General features: G+C 45.1%; 11 protein-coding genes and 2 pseudogenes. 11 read left to right on the forward strand and 2 right to left on the reverse strand.

Annotated elements, in window-relative coordinates:
- Nucleotides 1-44: 44 nt before the first annotated feature.
- The gene (locus tag AC0WRU_RS08330) at nt 45-629 is read right to left on the reverse strand and encodes a helix-turn-helix domain-containing protein (protein WP_013370447.1); all 585 of its coding nucleotides are present in this window, start codon (nt 627-629) and stop codon (nt 45-47) included.
- Nucleotides 630-929: 300 nt separating this feature from the next.
- Here AC0WRU_RS08330 and AC0WRU_RS08335 point away from each other — a divergent pair, with 300 nt between their 5' ends.
- The 4 genes from AC0WRU_RS08335 (at nt 930) to AC0WRU_RS08350 (ending at nt 11,107) form a co-directional block, all read left to right on the forward strand.
- Nucleotides 930-4,166: a hypothetical protein gene (locus AC0WRU_RS08335; RefSeq protein WP_476127948.1), complete on the forward strand. Its 3,237-nt coding sequence runs from the start codon at nt 930-932 to the stop codon at nt 4,164-4,166.
- Between the two features lie 14 nt (nt 4,167-4,180).
- A complete protein-coding gene (locus AC0WRU_RS08340; protein WP_476127949.1) occupies nt 4,181-9,577 on the forward strand; it encodes a polymorphic toxin-type HINT domain-containing protein in 5,397 nt (1,798 codons plus the stop codon).
- Between the two features lie 14 nt (nt 9,578-9,591).
- The gene (locus AC0WRU_RS08345) at nt 9,592-9,912 is read left to right on the forward strand and encodes a hypothetical protein (protein ID WP_476127950.1); all 321 of its coding nucleotides are present in this window, start codon (nt 9,592-9,594) and stop codon (nt 9,910-9,912) included.
- A gap of 583 nt (nt 9,913-10,495) precedes the next feature.
- Nucleotides 10,496-11,107, forward strand: coding sequence for a helix-turn-helix domain-containing protein (locus AC0WRU_RS08350; RefSeq protein ID WP_476127951.1), 612 nt, complete (start codon nt 10,496-10,498; stop codon nt 11,105-11,107).
- A gap of 373 nt (nt 11,108-11,480) precedes the next feature.
- Here the strand turns inward: AC0WRU_RS08350 and AC0WRU_RS08355 are convergent, their stop codons facing one another.
- Nucleotides 11,481-11,681, reverse strand: coding sequence for a helix-turn-helix domain-containing protein (locus AC0WRU_RS08355; RefSeq protein WP_138754418.1), 201 nt, complete (start codon nt 11,679-11,681; stop codon nt 11,481-11,483).
- Between the two features lie 138 nt (nt 11,682-11,819).
- Here AC0WRU_RS08355 and AC0WRU_RS08360 point away from each other — a divergent pair, with 138 nt between their 5' ends.
- The 7 genes and pseudogenes from AC0WRU_RS08360 to AC0WRU_RS08390 all read left to right on the forward strand — a co-directional run bounded on the left by AC0WRU_RS08360 (nt 11,820) and on the right by AC0WRU_RS08390 (nt 17,673).
- Entirely contained in the window at nt 11,820-12,596 is a 777-nt protein-coding gene (locus AC0WRU_RS08360) for a recombinase family protein (RefSeq protein WP_476127952.1), read from the forward strand.
- 120 nt (nt 12,597-12,716) lie between these two features.
- On the forward strand, nt 12,717-13,955 hold the full coding sequence (locus AC0WRU_RS08365; protein WP_476127953.1) for an IS110 family RNA-guided transposase: 1,239 nt from the start codon (nt 12,717-12,719) through the stop codon (nt 13,953-13,955).
- Nucleotides 13,956-14,047: 92 nt separating this feature from the next.
- Nucleotides 14,048-14,653, forward strand: a pseudogene (locus AC0WRU_RS08370) (polymorphic toxin-type HINT domain-containing protein).
- An 80-nt stretch (nt 14,654-14,733) separates the two neighbouring features.
- Nucleotides 14,734-14,862, forward strand: coding sequence for a hypothetical protein (locus tag AC0WRU_RS08375; protein WP_476127954.1), 129 nt, complete (start codon nt 14,734-14,736; stop codon nt 14,860-14,862).
- A 15-nt stretch (nt 14,863-14,877) separates the two neighbouring features.
- Nucleotides 14,878-15,375: a DUF3885 domain-containing protein gene (locus AC0WRU_RS08380; RefSeq protein ID WP_476127955.1), complete on the forward strand. Its 498-nt coding sequence runs from the start codon at nt 14,878-14,880 to the stop codon at nt 15,373-15,375.
- Between the two features lie 255 nt (nt 15,376-15,630).
- Nucleotides 15,631-16,479: pseudogene (locus AC0WRU_RS08385) on the forward strand (RHS repeat-associated core domain-containing protein); the annotation flags it as partial.
- Nucleotides 16,480-16,532: 53 nt separating this feature from the next.
- Nucleotides 16,533-17,673 (forward strand): IS630 family transposase gene (locus AC0WRU_RS08390; RefSeq protein ID WP_476125963.1). Its coding sequence is split into 2 segments (ribosomal slippage): nt 16,533-16,972 and nt 16,971-17,673, totalling 1,143 coding nucleotides; the frame shifts between segments, so codons are not numbered across the junction.
- Nucleotides 17,674-17,678 lie beyond the last annotated feature (5 nt).

Genomic DNA, 17,678 nt, shown 5'->3' on the forward strand with positions numbered 1-17,678 from the left:
AGACTTTCAGGTAAAGTACAATCGTTTAGTTTTAACGGGCATTCTCACTTTTTCAGCATGGCATCAGCAAACAAAATGGATTTTGGAATGCGGAAAAACTGTTCCGCCTGATCCTGGAAGGTTTGAGAAGGAACGGTACCCTGATGCAACCATTTTCGGAATGTGCCGGGATGAACGCCAATCCAATGACTGACATCGGTCACCGAAATATCATGGACCATACACAGACCCGCCAAAATCCGGTTTTTGACCGGGGAACGAGTCACAGTCCGTTTCATAAAACGGGACGGTGATGGCTGACAGATGAGCGGTGAACGCCGGACAACCTCTTCGTTAAATAGAATATGGTGCGGATAACCAAGTGTATTACATGTTTTTTCCAGATTAGTGTTGCCAGGAATACGGCCTTCATATACCCACGCACTGACGCTACGTGAGGAAATAGAAAGCTCCTCGGCAAGCTGAGACAGTTTAATGTCATTAGCCATCAAAACGGCTAGCAGAACACGATTGCGTACTTGACAGCGTGTCGGCTTGCGAAAACGTTTGACGCGCACACCTTTTCCCAAATATTTGCGATTGATCAGAGACCACGCCTGAATGGAATGTTTATCTTGTTGTTTAGGCATATATCCTCCGATTTTTTTTAACCACATACTACTATACCCGAAGGGGACTTTGCAAGTGACTCCCCTCCTGATTTTCTTTTAATCCCATGGGCTTAACCGGTTTATGGAAAATAAGGTCCATTTGACCTATGAAAAGGGCTGTTTAAGGGGCCGATATATTGAATTGTGTCTACTTTTGTGGAAATGGAGGGAATATGTTCTTTTTTTATGATTGTAAGGCTTATAAGAGAGAGAAATGGATAGGGGACTCCAAGTGTACCCAACTATTTCCTGAATGACAAGAGGAGGTTATCCAGTCAGATGGTTTGTAAAAAGATAATGATATGGTTTCTGACGGCACTTTTGGCAGCAAACACTTTGCTGTGCTTGCCTAGTGTGGCAGGAGCGGAGAAGCAAGACACGAGGGACAGAGTAGAACAAAATCAAGCGGATACGGCACAGGAGAAACTTGAGCTTTCTGATGGAACCGTTTCTTTCACCCCGTCTGCTTCTGCGACAAACAGCGTCTATAACGCATTAATGATGAGCTTGGCGGCAAACGTGGAATATACGTCGATCCCTATTGATCCCGGGGAAACGTATGAATTTGAGAATACTGATACGATTAGTAAATCCATATACAGTAACGCCTCCGAATCTAAAGGCATTCTGTATGATAGTGTGAGTTACAAAGAGGACGGAGATATCAGCACTGTCCATATGGATTACGGCCTAAGCCCCATTGGTGTTCCCGGGGGAGGTACAGCATTTATTACGAATACAGGAACAACAGCATTAACCGTAAAGGTAACGGATGTCTTCACCTACAGCACATCGGAGAGTCCGGCATTGGAACGTGTTACGGTCTCTAAGAATGAGAGTTACCGGATCGTGAATGACGGATGGACTGCCCATTCGATTCAGCATGATGGTTCAAGTAAGGACAATCGCCGTTTTGATTATGCCAAATACAGGGAAAATGGAACTTTAGCCGCATCTGGCCTTAACAGCATTGCTCATCCCTCTTTGGCTGAAGGTGAGGAACTGATCGTTACAGGTGGTACTTCAAATGCCGTGACCTTTGGTTTACCGTACGGAAAATACAGTATAGAAAGTACCGGAGAGCCCGCTTATGCACGGGTTAGCTTGAATCAGGGAGAAAGCTATCAGTTTATTAATGTTGGAACCAGATTAGACTCGATTGAGAGCGACGGTACACCCAAGGATAAATTGGACTATGTTGTATATCTGTCCAATGGAACGGAATCCTCGCGTGGCACCGGCACTTCGGCCAAGCCGCAGGTCGGTGTAGACAAATACGCGGTTATTACCCAGGTTACAGCCAGCCCGGTTACATACGGTGCGCCTTACCGTAACTTTATCGCCCGTCCTGTCGGCGGTGATGCGATCAGTCGCGTCGAGTTTGAGGCAGGCAAGAGCTACATTTTCCATAATAACGGCACGCTGATGAACCCGATCTACAACAACTCCAGAAAGGCAGGAAGCTTGTTCGATTATGCTATTTACAAGCCGGATGGAACGGTCAATTCCTACGGTTTTAACAGCCAGGCTGGTCCTATGATTCCAGCATCAGGTTATGCCATTGTGACTGTAATGGGCCCAGGACCGATTACATTTGATTATACGGACGATTTTTCCTGGGAAACGAGCAAGGATCCTGCCTTTTTACGCGTAACCTTATCGAAGGGTGAAAGTTATGCTTATACGAATATCAGTGATCATTTAAGGAATCTGCACAGCACCGCTCCAACCGTTAAGGGCAAATTTGATGTGGTCCTGTATAAAGCGAGCGGCATGGAGGAATCCAGACGCAGTACTGGAAACTCAACCTTTCTGGTTGGTGCAGGTAAAAAGGCCAGCGTGACGGTAACCAGTGACACGCCGATCACCTTTGGTGGTATCTATCGGAGCTTTAAGGCCAGCGAAGATGACAATGGTATCGGCCAAACGACTTTGGAACCGGGGGATTCGTATGTTTTCCGGAATCATGATAGCCAATCGAACTCATTGCGGCGTGATAAAAGTAGCGGGAATGCACGCTTTGATTCTGCAAGCTATCGAGGACTTCGTTTACTTACATCAGATCATTTCAACAATATAGTAGATCCGGAGATTGTCGCGGGCGGTGAAGCAATTGTCACCAATGTATCAGATCGGCCAATCACCTTTAGTTATAGCAGTAAAGTAGAGGCTTTGCTCAGCGGGCAGGCGGCATTCCATCGAATTACGTTAAAACGTGGAGAAAGTCGAAGATTTATTAATGTAAGTTCTATAGACAAAGCTCTGGATGTCATTTCTGCCAACGGTATGAAGTGGAGCTATACCAATTACCGTGCAGACGGAACTTTCACCCAAGTGAATGATACAACGCAATTGCCTCTAGTAGAGGCTGGTGGCTACGTGGTGATTACTTCTGTATCGGATATACCGGTTACGTTTGGCGGTCCATTAGGAATATTCGACGTGGATGATGCCCAAGCTCCGGCAGGTCAGGTAACCGTTAATCAAGGAGAGAGCTACGTATTCGTGAATACAGGTACAGAGACTTCTACGCTGACCTCCAATGCTGCAAGTGAAAATCGTCTCTATGACTATGCCATATATGGAGAAGGTACCGGTGTTCATTCCAAGGTGGATGACGCAGGCATGGGTGTTTCGTTGCCTATGATCTTACTTGGGGCAGGAAAAACGCTAGTCGTGACTGTGACTTCACCACAGGCTGTAACTTTTAATTATGGAAATGAGATCAAGGCTGAAGCGGGTACTGACCCGGCGTTGTTAAAAACGTCTTTGTCCGGCGGAAAGCAGGAAGTATGGATCAATCGCGGAAGCGAGGCAGCCCCTGTCTTGACGAATGCAAAGACGGCTGGTGGAACGTATCAGTATACCGTTACGGATCAGGCTGGAAAAGTGATTCGTGAATATAAAGAGGCGACAGATAATCTACAGCAAGTGCCAGGTAAAGCAAACATTCATCTTGCCGTAGCGGCAGCTACTCCTGCTGTTAACTTTGGAGCGCCTTATCGTTTGTTTGCTATGAAAAATAACGATGACAGCAAGCTGGACGAGCTCATTGAACTCATAGAAAAGGAAGCTGACTTTACGGCAGGTCAGCAAGGGAAATATCGGTTTACGCCCAAAGAAGACGGAATGTACCGTTTTGCGGTGAAGGAAAAATCCAACGAAGCTGCGCAGCAGCCTATTGTAACCTTGTTTACCGACCCTGATTTTTCGAATCAGCTTGTCTCCTCAACAGAGCAAGCGCAAATATATGGTTGGAATTTCACTGTTTTAGAGTATGAGATGAAGGCAGGACAAACCGTTTATGTGAAGCTGGCAGAAACTAATAGTGGCGCATTACAAACCGTAATTAAGGCAGCACATATGGCGCTTGGCAAGGATACTTCATATGAATACGGCAAAGGGAACCGACTGAATAAAGTTATTTTTTCCACCGGAGATCAAATCGAGCTGCATTATGATTTAAACGGAAACGTCAGTATGCGGCTGAAGAAGGTATTTCCTTTTACAAATTAAATAGGGGTGAGCATGTGTTTAAACGTTATATTTGTAGTCTATTATGTGTGGCAATGCTGCTGGGTCCATGGAGTACATGGGCATATGGAGAGGAAGGGAAAGGAGAGGCTGCGGCTTCTCAGTCTTCGTCTTCCACTCCACAGATTATTACCAGAGCATGGCTTGCACAGCAAACAGGTAAGGATCAGGCTTGGGTCAATGCACAGTTATCCAAAGGCTATACTTTATATGATATTTATAAAGCATGGCAAAAAGATGGTGGGGAAAACTCATTACCTGAACAAAGTCCTGCCTTGTGGGTACAGCAAAATGGGCTTGAATTGAGCACAAAAGCGAAGATGGAACCGTCCAAGGAGCCGGCTGAACTCAAGGCAGGTGAAAAGCCCGTTCAGGATGAAGTGGTGAATCCCAAACCGCTGGATAAGGGTGAGGAACCATCGCTGGTCCCTGAGACGACTGAGGTAGGTATACCATCCATACCCCGTGTAAATGATTCCGTATATGCGCCGATTCTAGGAGAAAACGGTCTGATCGGGCAGGATTTACTTAAACAAAGTTTGTTACAGGTATCTGCTACAACAGATGTGTATGCCCCTTTTGATCAGGCGGCGCTTGCACAAAGCAGGCTAAGTGATGATACTTCGCGTTATGGGCTGGATTACGGTGACAACAGTGTATCAACCGCTTCTGGACAGCTTATCGTGCAAAATACGGACTTGGTGCTGCCAGGATCGTTGCCCTTTGCACTGACTCGTGTGTATAACAGTTCATTGGCGAATAACCAGATTGGTGTGCAGCAAAATGAAGGGGTGTACACAAACACAAGTGCCATCCGCGAGGAGGAAGCAGCTTCTGGTCTGGGTAGAGGCTGGAAATGGGATCTTCCCCACATGCAGGAACAGGATGGTAAACAGTATCTGTACATGCCGGGAACGGGCTCCTATGAACTGAGAGATGATTTGCAGCTTGAAGGATATGCATACAAAGATCTCAAGATCAGTACAGATCAAAGCGCAAGCGTGCAGGGAGTAAGCAGTGCTTACAAAATAGCAGAGCTGAATGGAAATGACTATTATCTGGATCAGGACGGTTATTTGATTTTAATCCAGGATGCGTATAAGAATCGGGTGGAGTTTGACTATACAAGTTCTGGTGGAGCTAAGCTCATTCGTTCGATTCGAAATAATGATGGCAGAGAGCTTGACTTCACTTACAATGCCGGACAGCTTGTTGTTAAAGAGCAGGGCACAGACCATCAGTACACCTATCGTCAAAGTGGCGAGGGAAGCAGCAAGGTGCTAACGGAAGTGCTGGATTCTCTTTCTCGAAGCACAAGCTATACGTATACTTTAACGGATGCTCCGTTTAATTTGGTAGCAGATAGTGAGGGGAAAACTGGGGCCTTACAGCAAAATGCATCGGCGCTGCTCACGCGAATTGCACGACCTACTTCGTCCATCACAGACATTCGTTATGAAGCCTATAACAAGCAAATAGGCGTATACGGTACACAAGGCGTGTTCAAGGTGGTTTCACGCGCAGATGTGTACAGTACGACGGCAGGCAATCGTTTTTTGAATAAAATAGATTTCACCTATTCGGGAGAAGATCTGGCCAGCTATGGCAACAACGCTGAATGGACGGTGACGGCTACAGGAACACGTACAGCGGAAGCCTTCCGTTTTGGCAAAACCTTTAGAGGAGATCATGCACCGGACAAGCTTGTTCTAAGCCGCTATGATCAAGAGGGAGATTCTACCGGCTATCATGTGGATTATACGTATAATGATGCTGTGAACTGGAATTTGCCTGTGCAAATGCGTGAGTCTTATACGGAGGGCGGTTCTTCATCCGAGCCTGTAACGACCTCCTATGAGTACAATGAATATGGTCTGCCTTTGAAAATATCCCAAAGTACGGGATCGGAGACGGTTCATACGTATAAAACCTCTAATGAGCCTTTTTTCTGGGTACAACCTGTTCAGACGGTTAGCAAAATCAGTGAAGGAAAAACCGGAACGACAGTTCGAACCTATAAAGCAGAGGGCCAATTGTATGAACTGAAAAACTATGAAGGTACAGAGCAAGGGAAGCTTTTATCACACAGGTATACTTTTTACAATGCAAAAGGGAATGTAAGCGGTCAGAAGGTTCTCATTGATGATAGAAATTATACGGATGTGTCTATTGATTATGATTCTCCCTATGGTTCTCAGCTCCCAACAAGGCAGCTCTTGCCTAAAGGTGTTGAGTATACGTATGATTACTATCCGACTGGAGAAATCAAGTCCCAAACCGATGCCAAGCGCAAAACGGAGTCCTATGTGTATGACGCGTTGGGGCGTGTAACGAAGGTTACTTATCCGGATGGAACTCAAACCGTTGTGGTGTATAAGGATGATACGAACGATGTCACCGTCACCGGGCCCGATGGCGTGAGCGCTGAAAGATTGTATAATCCATTCGGACAGCTGCTCCAGCAGCAGGTGGATGACGCGATCTACGGATACGGTTATGACGATAATGGAGATAGGGTAGAAAGCACGGATGCGGAACAAGCCACCACTCGCTACGCCTACGATGCTTTTGGACGGCCTGTGAAGACGACCTATGCGGATGGAACAGCAGATACCGTGGCGTATAATGCGGTGGATCGAACGGTCACTTATACGGATGCGGCTGGTTATCGTGTGCGTGAGGTATCGGATGCTTTAGGTCGTGTGACTTCCACCCAAGAAGCTAAAAATGGATCCTTTCAGCCGCTGGAGTCGTTAGCTTATAATCATGCGGGTATGGTCACTAGCCGGACGGACGGTAACGGCCAACGTATGACCTATGATTACGATGCACTGGGACAAATGACCTCCGTCACAGATCCATCTGGACAAAAGACCAGCTATATGTATGATCTAGCCGGAAATTTGAAGACCGTTCAGTATCCTGATGGGCAAAAGAATGTGTATTCGTATGATGAGCTGGGCAGACGTACGTTACTTGAGAAGTCAAGCGGAGGAACAACGCTAAATATTTACGATACGGATGGCAATATCACCCGTATGTTGACGGGGAAATCGGACGCAATCACCTTTCAATATAACGCGGACGGGCTGGTTACGGAAGCAGCAGGCCCTGATTTTAAAACCAATTATACCTACGATAACGCAGGACGAAGAAAAAGCATGACAGATGGGCAGGGAACGACCTCCTATGCCTATGATCCAACAGATGGATCGTTGACCGGGCTGAAGTATCCGGACGGCACGCAAATCAGCTATGAGTACAATAAGCAGTCTCGCACAGGTTATGTGCTGACCGATGCTTCCGGAACGTCTATGCATGTCCAGTCCAAGCTGGATAGCTTGGGCCAAGTGACTCAAATGGACGTTAGCAGTGGAGCAGGGACAGCGGGCGTACAGAGTGTGGCAGGAGCGAGTGCTGCTGTGGGTGGATCACTGGATCGCATGACATTTGAGTATGCACCGAATGGGTTGCTGAAAGGTCAGTCCTCAAGCCGAGGGCTGAGTACGCGATTCAGCTATAACGGACTGGACTTGTCCGGGGTAACGGTGGAGCAAGGCGGTACGGCGCTACACCAATTTGGTTATGAACGGGATGGGAATAAAAATATCATCGGACGTACACAAAACGGAACAACAGACCAATTTGGATATGACCCGTCAAACCGAGTGGCCAGCGAAGCCGCAGGTGAGAAGAACAAGACCTACGGCTATGATCCGAATGGAAACCGAAGCGCCGAAGGCAGCGGCAAAGTGTTCGGCATGAAAAACGCTGAATATACGTATGATTCTGTCAGCCGTCTGACAAAGGTGAGCGGTGAAGGCAAAGAGGTCGGATACAGCTATAACGGAGACGGTCTACTATACGAGCGTACAGAGGGCGGCAAAACGACCCGGTATTACTATGACGAAGAAGCGAAGCTAATTGCGGAAGCTGAGGTCGAAGGTGGAGCAGCGAAGATCACGTACGCTTACGTGTATGACTTGTCTGGTCAACTGTGGGCTAGACAAGATAAAGCAAGCGGACAGTTGCAATATTACCAGTTGAATGGCCACGGGGATGTGGTGGGCCTGAGTGACAGCACAGGCAAGGAGTTGAACAGCTACAGCTACGACATTTGGGGCGGCCCGGAGACGGTCAAGGAGACCGTACCGAATGTGCTGCGCTATGCTGGCGAGTATTGGGACGACGCGACCGGGCTCCAGTACCTACGCGTACGTTGGTATGATCCGGGCACAGCGCGTTTTATGGGCGAGGATACGTATCAGGGGGAGATCAGCGATCCGCGAAGCTTGAACGGGTATGCGTATGTAGCCAATAATCCACTGGGATATGTGGATCCGAGTGGACATGAATTTATGCCTACGACTAAAGGCGGGATATTTTATACCAACCAGAAGACGATTATTCATTGTGAAAGAGTAGGGATGGGGACTTGCTGGAATGAGTTTAAAGCAGGAACCATACAGGCATCCACGGCAGTAGCCAACTTCATGATTGTGGATGATATTAACACGCTGCTTGATCCCAAAGCATCTACCTTTGACAAAACACTTGCGGCCGTAGGATTTATTCCTGTGGGTAAGTTTGTTAAAGGCGGAAAATTGATTATAAAGCTGACGAGTAAAGAAGGAAGATATATTGAACGATCTGTCGAATTGTCAGAAAAAAATCTAAAAGCAGCCAAAGCGCTCCCTTGTAACTGCTTTACGGCGGGAACGAAAGTTCAAACAGACGAAGGGGAGAAGAATATTGAAGACATTAAAGTCGGAGATAGGGTTCTTTCCAAGGATGATGAGACTGGTGAGGTAGCTTACAAAGAGGTCACGGCTACGTTTAATCACCAGACGGATGAGATTTACAAGATTCATGTGGGCGGTCAGACGATTGAATCGACCTTTAACCATCCGTTCTATGTGGAGGGCAAGGGATGGACGTTCGTTAAAGACCTCAAGCCTGGTGACTTGCTCGAACAGAGTGATGGGAATACACTCAAGATAGAAAGCATTGAGCTGTTGCACAAGCACGTCACAGTCTACAACATGACCGTTGATGAGTTCCATACGTATTTTGTTAGTGATCTTGGGATTTGGGTTCATAATACGAATTGCTTTCAAGGTTGGATAAAACGCGATACCTATAGTGAAATTGTGGATAGGTTCGGAAAAGGTGCAGCTAACAAATTTAGTAATGCTATGAAAAAAGGTCTGGTCTCTGGTCAAGGTGAAAATGGGGTGAAATTGCTTTCTGGAGACGGTGTAAAAGTTGGTAATAAATATTATAAATATGAAGTTAAGGTTAAAGGTCAGTATGGAGATTGGCGTGTATATGGTAATTATGATGAAAAATCTGGTCAAATAGTATTTAATTTGTTTGACAAAGGTAAACATTAGACTGGGGGGATTGAATGCCTATCGATGAGTTTAAACAATGGATAACTGAACAAGAGGTTGAAAAACGAACGTTACAAGGATTTTGGTTAAACTTGAACAATTATCAAAGAGAAGATCCTGATGAGTTCAACCATTTTTTTAAAAATTTTAGTAGAGATAATCTTGATGTAAAAATAACACAAATAGCATTGATGCTAGGTAATTACCCCGAATGTAATCATAATCATGTAATATCCTATGTTCCAATAATTTACAATGGAAAAAGAATAGGGTTATATCGATTGCTATTTAATTTGGATGGAAAAATTGATGATGACTATTTTACTATGGAATAGTAAAGGATTTTAACGAACAATTCCTAGGAGAAATTTATCAAATTTTGACCTTGAGGACAACAATCCTCAAGGTCTTTCTTTTCCCCCCACCCAGTGCCGAATGAACCGGGCGGCATGACCCAAAAGAACTTAAACCATCATCACCACCGTAGGATATTCCCCTAATAGCCTGTACGCACATAAATGCTTGAATTTTATAACCTACGTAATGCTATAACGTTACATCTAACAGGTTCATTTTGGTCAGATAGCACCATGATTGACCTGTTTTTTTATTATGTTCGTTTTCTCACGGTTTTTTCAAAATGAATTGCAACTGTAAAGTACTTGTTCCGATAGAGAGGGTGAGAAGGAAGGCGCATCTTTTAGGATAGATACCGCCACTATTAAGAGTAGGAGGGGCTAAATAAAGAATTTTAATTTTGACCGCAACATAACTCACCATTCTTGCGATTGTTACAGCGCAAGGAAGAAATCTGCTGACGAGCAGTTGACATATACAGGTAAGGAGGCGTTTCAGACTAGCCGCCTTCCCTGCTTCATGGCCGCCATTGGGCGGAACATTCAATAGGGGGCAACGAAAATGAATGACCTATGGTTGATAAAGAACAACAAAGCCGCCAATGTGTACATGGACGAGGTAAGTCAGGAAAGCCGATTCACGTCACAGCACAAGGGCTTTACCAAAGTACCGCATAAAATCCATCGGTGCTACTGTCTGAGTCCATATGAGAAGCTAATTCTCATTGACCTCATTGCCTACATGAGCGATAAGAACAATTGCTATCCGACCATCGAAGCGATTGCCCGAAATATCAACAGCAGTTCCAAAACCGTAGAGCGTCATATAACGGAACTGGCTGATAAAAAGATGATACTGGTCAGTCAGGGCAAGAACAATACGTATTACTTGCCGAACAATCTCCATTGCCACCCGTATTTGCTGATGAGTGAAAAGACGCATGAGTTTATCAGCAGTGTACGGAAGCAGGTCAATGAGAGAGAATTGACGCTATGGGTTCAAGGAATAGTGAAGCGTGATGAGTACAAGGCGTATACCGCTAGACTTCAAAGGCTCCATGAAAGACGCTTGCCAATGGACAAGCATGCTGAGAAGGAAATTCTCGACATCTATGCTGAGTTCCTAAAATCAGAGTCGGCATTACGCTTTCCGCCTGATATGAACGGTCAATAATGTTGAGTCTGTTGTCTCATCAGACTCTCTGTCCTGATAACCGTCATACTGTCTGTTGTAGGCGATAAAACAGGTAGTGTAGACAATGTGTCCGTCATTTTGACGCAGAGTCGGATGTACCGACAGAGAGCCTGTAAGAAAGACGTAAAGTCTGTTATTAACCGTCAGACAGTCCCACTAATAATAATCATAAACAATACTCAATAAAGAAGAATCAAGAGAAGAATCATTTGAATAAAAAAACAGCAGACACGCCGAGTGGCGGTCTGCATTTCAGGGGAGATTCTTGATTCTTGGTGGGTAGAGTGGGTTGTCTTCTCTTTACCATGATTGGAGAGATTTCCGCCATGGCCGCCGTAGGCGGTATGACTGTTCAATCAATCTCTATTAGTTCTTCAATCCTGACATTCAGTGTCTTACAAACGAGTTCCAGTGTCTCTAAGTAAACTCTGTCAACATTATCTGAACAAAGATGGTTGATTGTGCTTGCTCGTAATCCTGTTAAACGTGCCAATTCCCGTTGAGATATTCCCTTCTGCTCTAACAACTGGCGCAACTTTACTCGAATTGCCATGCTTATCCTCCTGACGAGTAACGCTTAACCGTACTGAATTATGAAGCAATTATATCACCGCAGTTGTAGAAAGTCATTGTATGTTTCGGTTAAGCGTTACGATAATCTCAATTATCGTAACGGAGGGGAGGAAACACCATGAATGTCATCGGTTACATCAGGGTTTCAACGAGTGGACAAGCAAAGGACGGGTACAGTTTAGCATATCAACAGGATGAAATCCGCACCTACTGTCAAGAGCAAGGATGGAACTTACAGGACATCTTTACGGATGAAGGTATCAGTGGGGCGAAGGTGGATGAGGATGCACTTGAAGTGGACAGAATTGGCTTTCAGAGCATGTTAGCTGCCCTTGCCACCCGAACCTATGACGCTGTTCTAGTGCTTAATACAAGCCGTTTATGGCGGTCTGACATCGTGAAAGTGTTGGTTCATCGGGAGTTCAAGAAGTATGGCGTAGATGTGAAAAGCATCGAGCAACCGACTTATTCCATCCACAAGAAAGACCCAAGCGATTTCCTTATCAACGGACTTATGGAATTGCTCGACCAGTATCAACGGCTAGAAATTGCCCTCAAGCTAGGCAGGGGACGCAACAAGAAAGCCCAACAGGGCGGCTATGCAGGAGGACGGGCGGCATTTGGCTACAAAGCCCGTAAAGGACAGAAGGCAATTGAAGTGAATGACAAGCAAGCCCAAGCAGTGAAGAGGCTCTTTGACATACGGGAACAGAACCTGGATTGGTCTTTATCGGAAATCGCATTTCAACTGAATCAAGAAGGCTTTACAACTCAGCAAGTCAAGCAGTTCACGAAAGTACAGGTCAAACGGATACTTGACCGCAGGGAGTTTTACGAAGGTCAGTATCAATATGGCGGCATTACCGCAACAGGACTACATCAAGCCATCTTATAGTGATTATAGAGGAAGAATGGATACGCTTACCCTTCAATGTATCCCTTCGGGAGAATACTAAACAGACGATGCGGCTATTCTTTTTCCCTAATCGCTATAAAGGCTAAGGGGGATACTCTAATGAGACATCGTAAAGAACAGTTTATCTATGTTGGCGTGGATTTACATAAGCGGACGCATACTGCCGTTGTCATCAACTGTTGGAATGAGAAGTTAGAGGTCATTGAGTTTGAGAACAAGCAATCGGCTTTTCCTGCGGTGGTCAATAAGGTCAAGAAGCATGTGCAGGAAGGCATGACCGTTGTATTCGGACTTGAGGACGTGGGCGGCTATGGAAGGTCATTAGCTGTTTACCTTGTAGAGAATCATTTCCTAGTCAAAGAGGTCAATGCCGCACTATCCAACTGGAAGCGTAAAAGCTATGCCATGACAGAGAAACATGACAGTTGGGATGCAGAGAACATTGCAAAATTGCTATTGGATGAACTGGACAGATTGCCGAGTGCTCACCCACAAGACGATTACTGGATTCTGAAACAGCTAGTAATGCGGCGGTACAGCTTACGAGATACGCTTGTCATGCTTAAGAATCAGCTTCATACGCAGTTAAGCTACAACTATCCAAGTTACAGCAAGTTCTACTCCGAAGTGGACGGAAGAACGGCACTAGCCTTTTGGCATGAGTATCCTTCCCCGTATTTGCTTGAGGGGGTCACGCTAGAAGACCTGACGTTGTTCCTTCGGAAGAACAGCAATAACGTCTGCTCTACCAAGAAAGCCGCCTTCATTCTCGAAAATGTTCAAGCAGACGGGAATACGAAGCGGAACGGTCAGGAGCATCGGGATTTCCTTGTCCGAAGCCATGTGAATCAAATCCGTGACGTACATCGTGAAATGACCGATGTAGAGAACCACATTCGGGACATCATGCAGAAGCTAGACTTCAAACTGAACACTTTTACGGGTATTGATGACGTTACCGCTTCGGCTATCGTGGCGGAAGTCGGTGATATTACCCGATTTACCAATGCTGACAAACTAGCCAAGTATGCAGGGCTTACACCAAGCCAAATGAGCAGCGGTGGTAGAGGTAAAGACCGTAACCAAAGGCAAGGAAATCGAGCGTTGAATAAGATTCTGTGGGGGCTTGCAGTAAGACAAGTGCATACCGCTAGAACTTCCAGTAAACCACTCAATCCTATATTCCGTGAATACTACGAGAAGCGATTGAGTGAAGGCAAAAAGAAGAAGCAAGCAATCATCTGCATTATGAGAAGGCTCGTTACCATCCTTTATAGCATGTTGAAGAACAAAACCGATTACCGACTTGACGTTCTGCCTGAACGGGTGGCAAGCTAATGATACATTGGTGGTAGCTGATGACAGTTGCCACCTTCTTTATTCCCTGAATCAAAGTTCTAACTAACGAAGGAGAAAAGCCTATCGAGGACATCGAGGTAGGCGATAAAGTCCTAGCCAAAGACGATGAGACAGGCGAGATGGCTTACAAGGAAGTTGAATGGCGCTACCAACTAGAGGAAACGTATAATATTACTGTTGGCGGTGAAGTCATAACGACAACTGACGAGCATCCGTTTTGGATTGTCGGCAAAAGTTGAGTCAAGTCTAAAGACCTTGTGGTGGGCGATATTCTGACAACTTCCGATGGCAAAGAGTTAGCTATTGAGAAGATTGAAGTTAAGAAGGAACACGACACAGTATATAATTTTAAGGTCAAAGATTTTCATACGTATTTTGTATCGAACTTGGGAGTGTGGACTCATAACGCTTGCGATATCCCAAACAAAACAACGAAATGGGATATAAAAATGAATGAAAAAGGAAAAGTTACCTACAAATTCCACGGAGATACAATTACAGCTTACCAAGACAACACAAAGAAAGGTTATTGGTGGGCGAAAGATACAACTGGACACGGCGGTTCAGCGTATAAGGTATTTGAAAAGAAAGGAAATGAACTTCATTGGGTTACTGATGCAGATGAATATGGAAATTTCATACAGGGAAACACAAGAGTACAACGGGTACAGTCATAAAGCTAAAATAAATATAGTTAAAAAAATACCGTAAAGGGAACATGAATTTCCCTTTACGGCTATATGATGGGGATGATTGAATGGAACATAATCAATATTTAGATGATTATTTGTTGCAATACTTTGAAGGAATTCATTTAAAAAAACCTTTGTTTTATAATGCTTCAATTGCTATTAGATTTGAAATGGGGGGGGACAGATACGCCTGAAAAAGAGTAGAGCAGGTGAAACAGAGAGCGGTTGCTTTATTTGACGCATTAAATAGTTATGATGACGATATTTACTTTGTACTATTCGTAGATAAATGGAGTAATGAGTCAATAAATGCCATTGAGAATGATGTCTTTAAAGTATTCAATAATTATATTAGTAAGATAGATTTTAAACATGTATTTAAACAAGAGCAGGAGTACCGATATAAAGATTCCGATGAAACTGATGATATAGTAACTATTAGATATTGTATCAATGTGAAATCCCAAGATCTGAAGATTGATAGTCTGATAGAGGCGATTGCCAATCGAACACTTGGTTTAGAACCTAGTGTAGATGGTGACATATATTTAATAAATGACACGAACAAAACAATTTTTCATCTTTATGACGATAGAGGTTTGGACATTGTAGCGGAAAACAAGGAGACTCTAAGGATTGTTTATGAGCAGTATAATCATTGGATATTGGATTATGACCGAAATAAAATCGATGAAGTATTTTCATGACTGATCCTTGAGGGCGGCAATCCTCAAGGTCTTTTTTTACCCCCACCCAGTGCTGAATGAATCGGACAGATAAGCCTAACAGAACTTAACCCTCATCAGCCCTGTATGATATTTCCCTAATATACCTGTACGCACGTATAAAGTTTTGAAAATATACTCCGTTATTAAATTCCTCCGCTCCCGTTAGAATACCAAAATTATTAGAAACCAACGTGTTTTGGCAGTGAAGCCGCAGGTGAAAAGAACAAGACCTACGGCTACGATCCGAATGGAAACCGAAACGCCGAAGGCAGCGGCAAAGTGTTCGGCATGAAAAACGCTGAATATACGTATGATTCTGTCAGCCGTCTGACAAAGGTGAGCGGTGAAGGCAAAGAGGTCGGATACAGCTACAATGGAGACGGGCTGCTGTACGAGCGTACAGAGGGCGGCAAAACGACCCGGTATTACTACGACGAAGAAGCGAAGCTGATGGCAGAAGCTGAGGTCGAAGATGGAACGCCGAAGATCACGTATGTCTATGTGTATGATTTGTCCGGTCAACTGTGGGCGAGACAAGACAAAGCCAGCGGACAGTTGCAATATTATCAGCTGAATGGTCACGGTGATGTGGTAGGCCTGAGCGATAGTACAGGTAAGGAACTGAACAGCTACAGCTACGATATCTGGGGCGGCCCGGAGACGGTCAAGGAGACCGTACCAAACGTGTTGCGTTATGCCGGCGAGTATTGGGATGATACGACCGGACTCCAGTACCTGCGCGCTCGCTGGTACGACCCGGGCACAGCCCGTTTTATGGGCGAGGATACGTATCAAGGCGAGATTAGCGATCCGCAGAGCTTGAACGGGTATGCGTATGTAGCCAATAATCCGTTAAAGTATGCTGATCCAAGTGGGCATATTCCTACTGCGATGGAAGCCGCCGAAATGGCAGAAAATGTCTATGATATAACATTAAGTCTTAATGATTTTAGTAGAACAAGACTTTCAGGTAATTGGAGATTGCATACTATTCTACAAGGTTCAGAAGGATTAAAAATAGGCGTGTACTCTAGATACAAAAAAGGCACATTGGAATTCGCACTAGTACACTATCAGTTTTAAAAAAGTAAATTATAATGGTAGGATAGAGTCAAAACCCAAAAGAGGTAATGACAATGAAAAACCAAAGGTATCGTGTAGAGTTAACGGAAACGGAACGAAAAACCTTACAATCTCTGGTTTCGAAAGGCAAAGCCACTGCCCGCTCCATCCGGCGTGCTCAGATTCTACTTTGGGCAGATGAACAGCATCCGATTGGCAAGATGAAGGATCTGGAGATCGCCAAGCAACTTCAAGTGCATACCAATACCGTGCATCTGGTACGTAAAATGTTTGCGCAGCAAGGGCTACACGCTGCAATCGAAAGAAAAAAACGGTTGACCCCGCCCAACCCACCCAAAATAACGGGTGAGCTCGAAGCTCAAATCATTGCCCTGAGTTGTAGCGAACCACCGGAAGGAAGAAGCCGCTGGTCGCTACGTCTTTTGGCGGACAAAGCCGTGGAACTGAAGTACATCGACAGTCTTTCCTACGACACGGTGGATCGTATTTTAAAAAAACGAACTCAAGCCGCATCTTCGTAAGTGCTGGTGTATTCCACCAGAAAAGAACGCGGCATTTGTAGCGGCGATGGAGGATGTGTTGGAGGTCTACCGACTTCCTTACGATGCTTCATGTCCCGTGATCTGCATGGATGAGAAACCCTATCAACTACTGAATGATACCCGGGACCCCATTCCGATGAAACCTGCGAAACCAGAGCGCCGGGATGCGGAATACGTAAGACAGGGGACGTGCAGCATTTTTATTTTCACCGAACCGTTAGCCGGGTGGCGACAGGTGGATGTACGCCCTCAGCGTACACGAGTGGAATGGGCACAGCAGATTCAGGAACTGCTGGATGTCCACTACAAAGAAGTGCCCAAAATCCGCTTGGTGATGGATAACCTGAATACGCACTCGATTGCTTCGCTGTATCAAGCGTTTGAACCCGAAACCGCTCGTCGTTTAGCAAAGCGTTTGGAGATTCACTATACACCGAAACACGGAAGCTGGCTGAATATAGCTGAAATTGAGCTTAGCGTCATGACACGACAATGTTTAGGGCGCCGAATCCCATCCATCTCCGAATTGGCTAGTGAACTCAGCGCGTGGGAACGTACACGAAATGAATCTCAAAAGGGCGTAGACTGGCAATTTTCAACGGCTGATGCCCGGATAAAACTAAAACGGTTATATCCACAATTTAAAGACTGATATTG

It is taken from the genome of Paenibacillus sp. 1-8 (genome assembly GCF_056316205.1).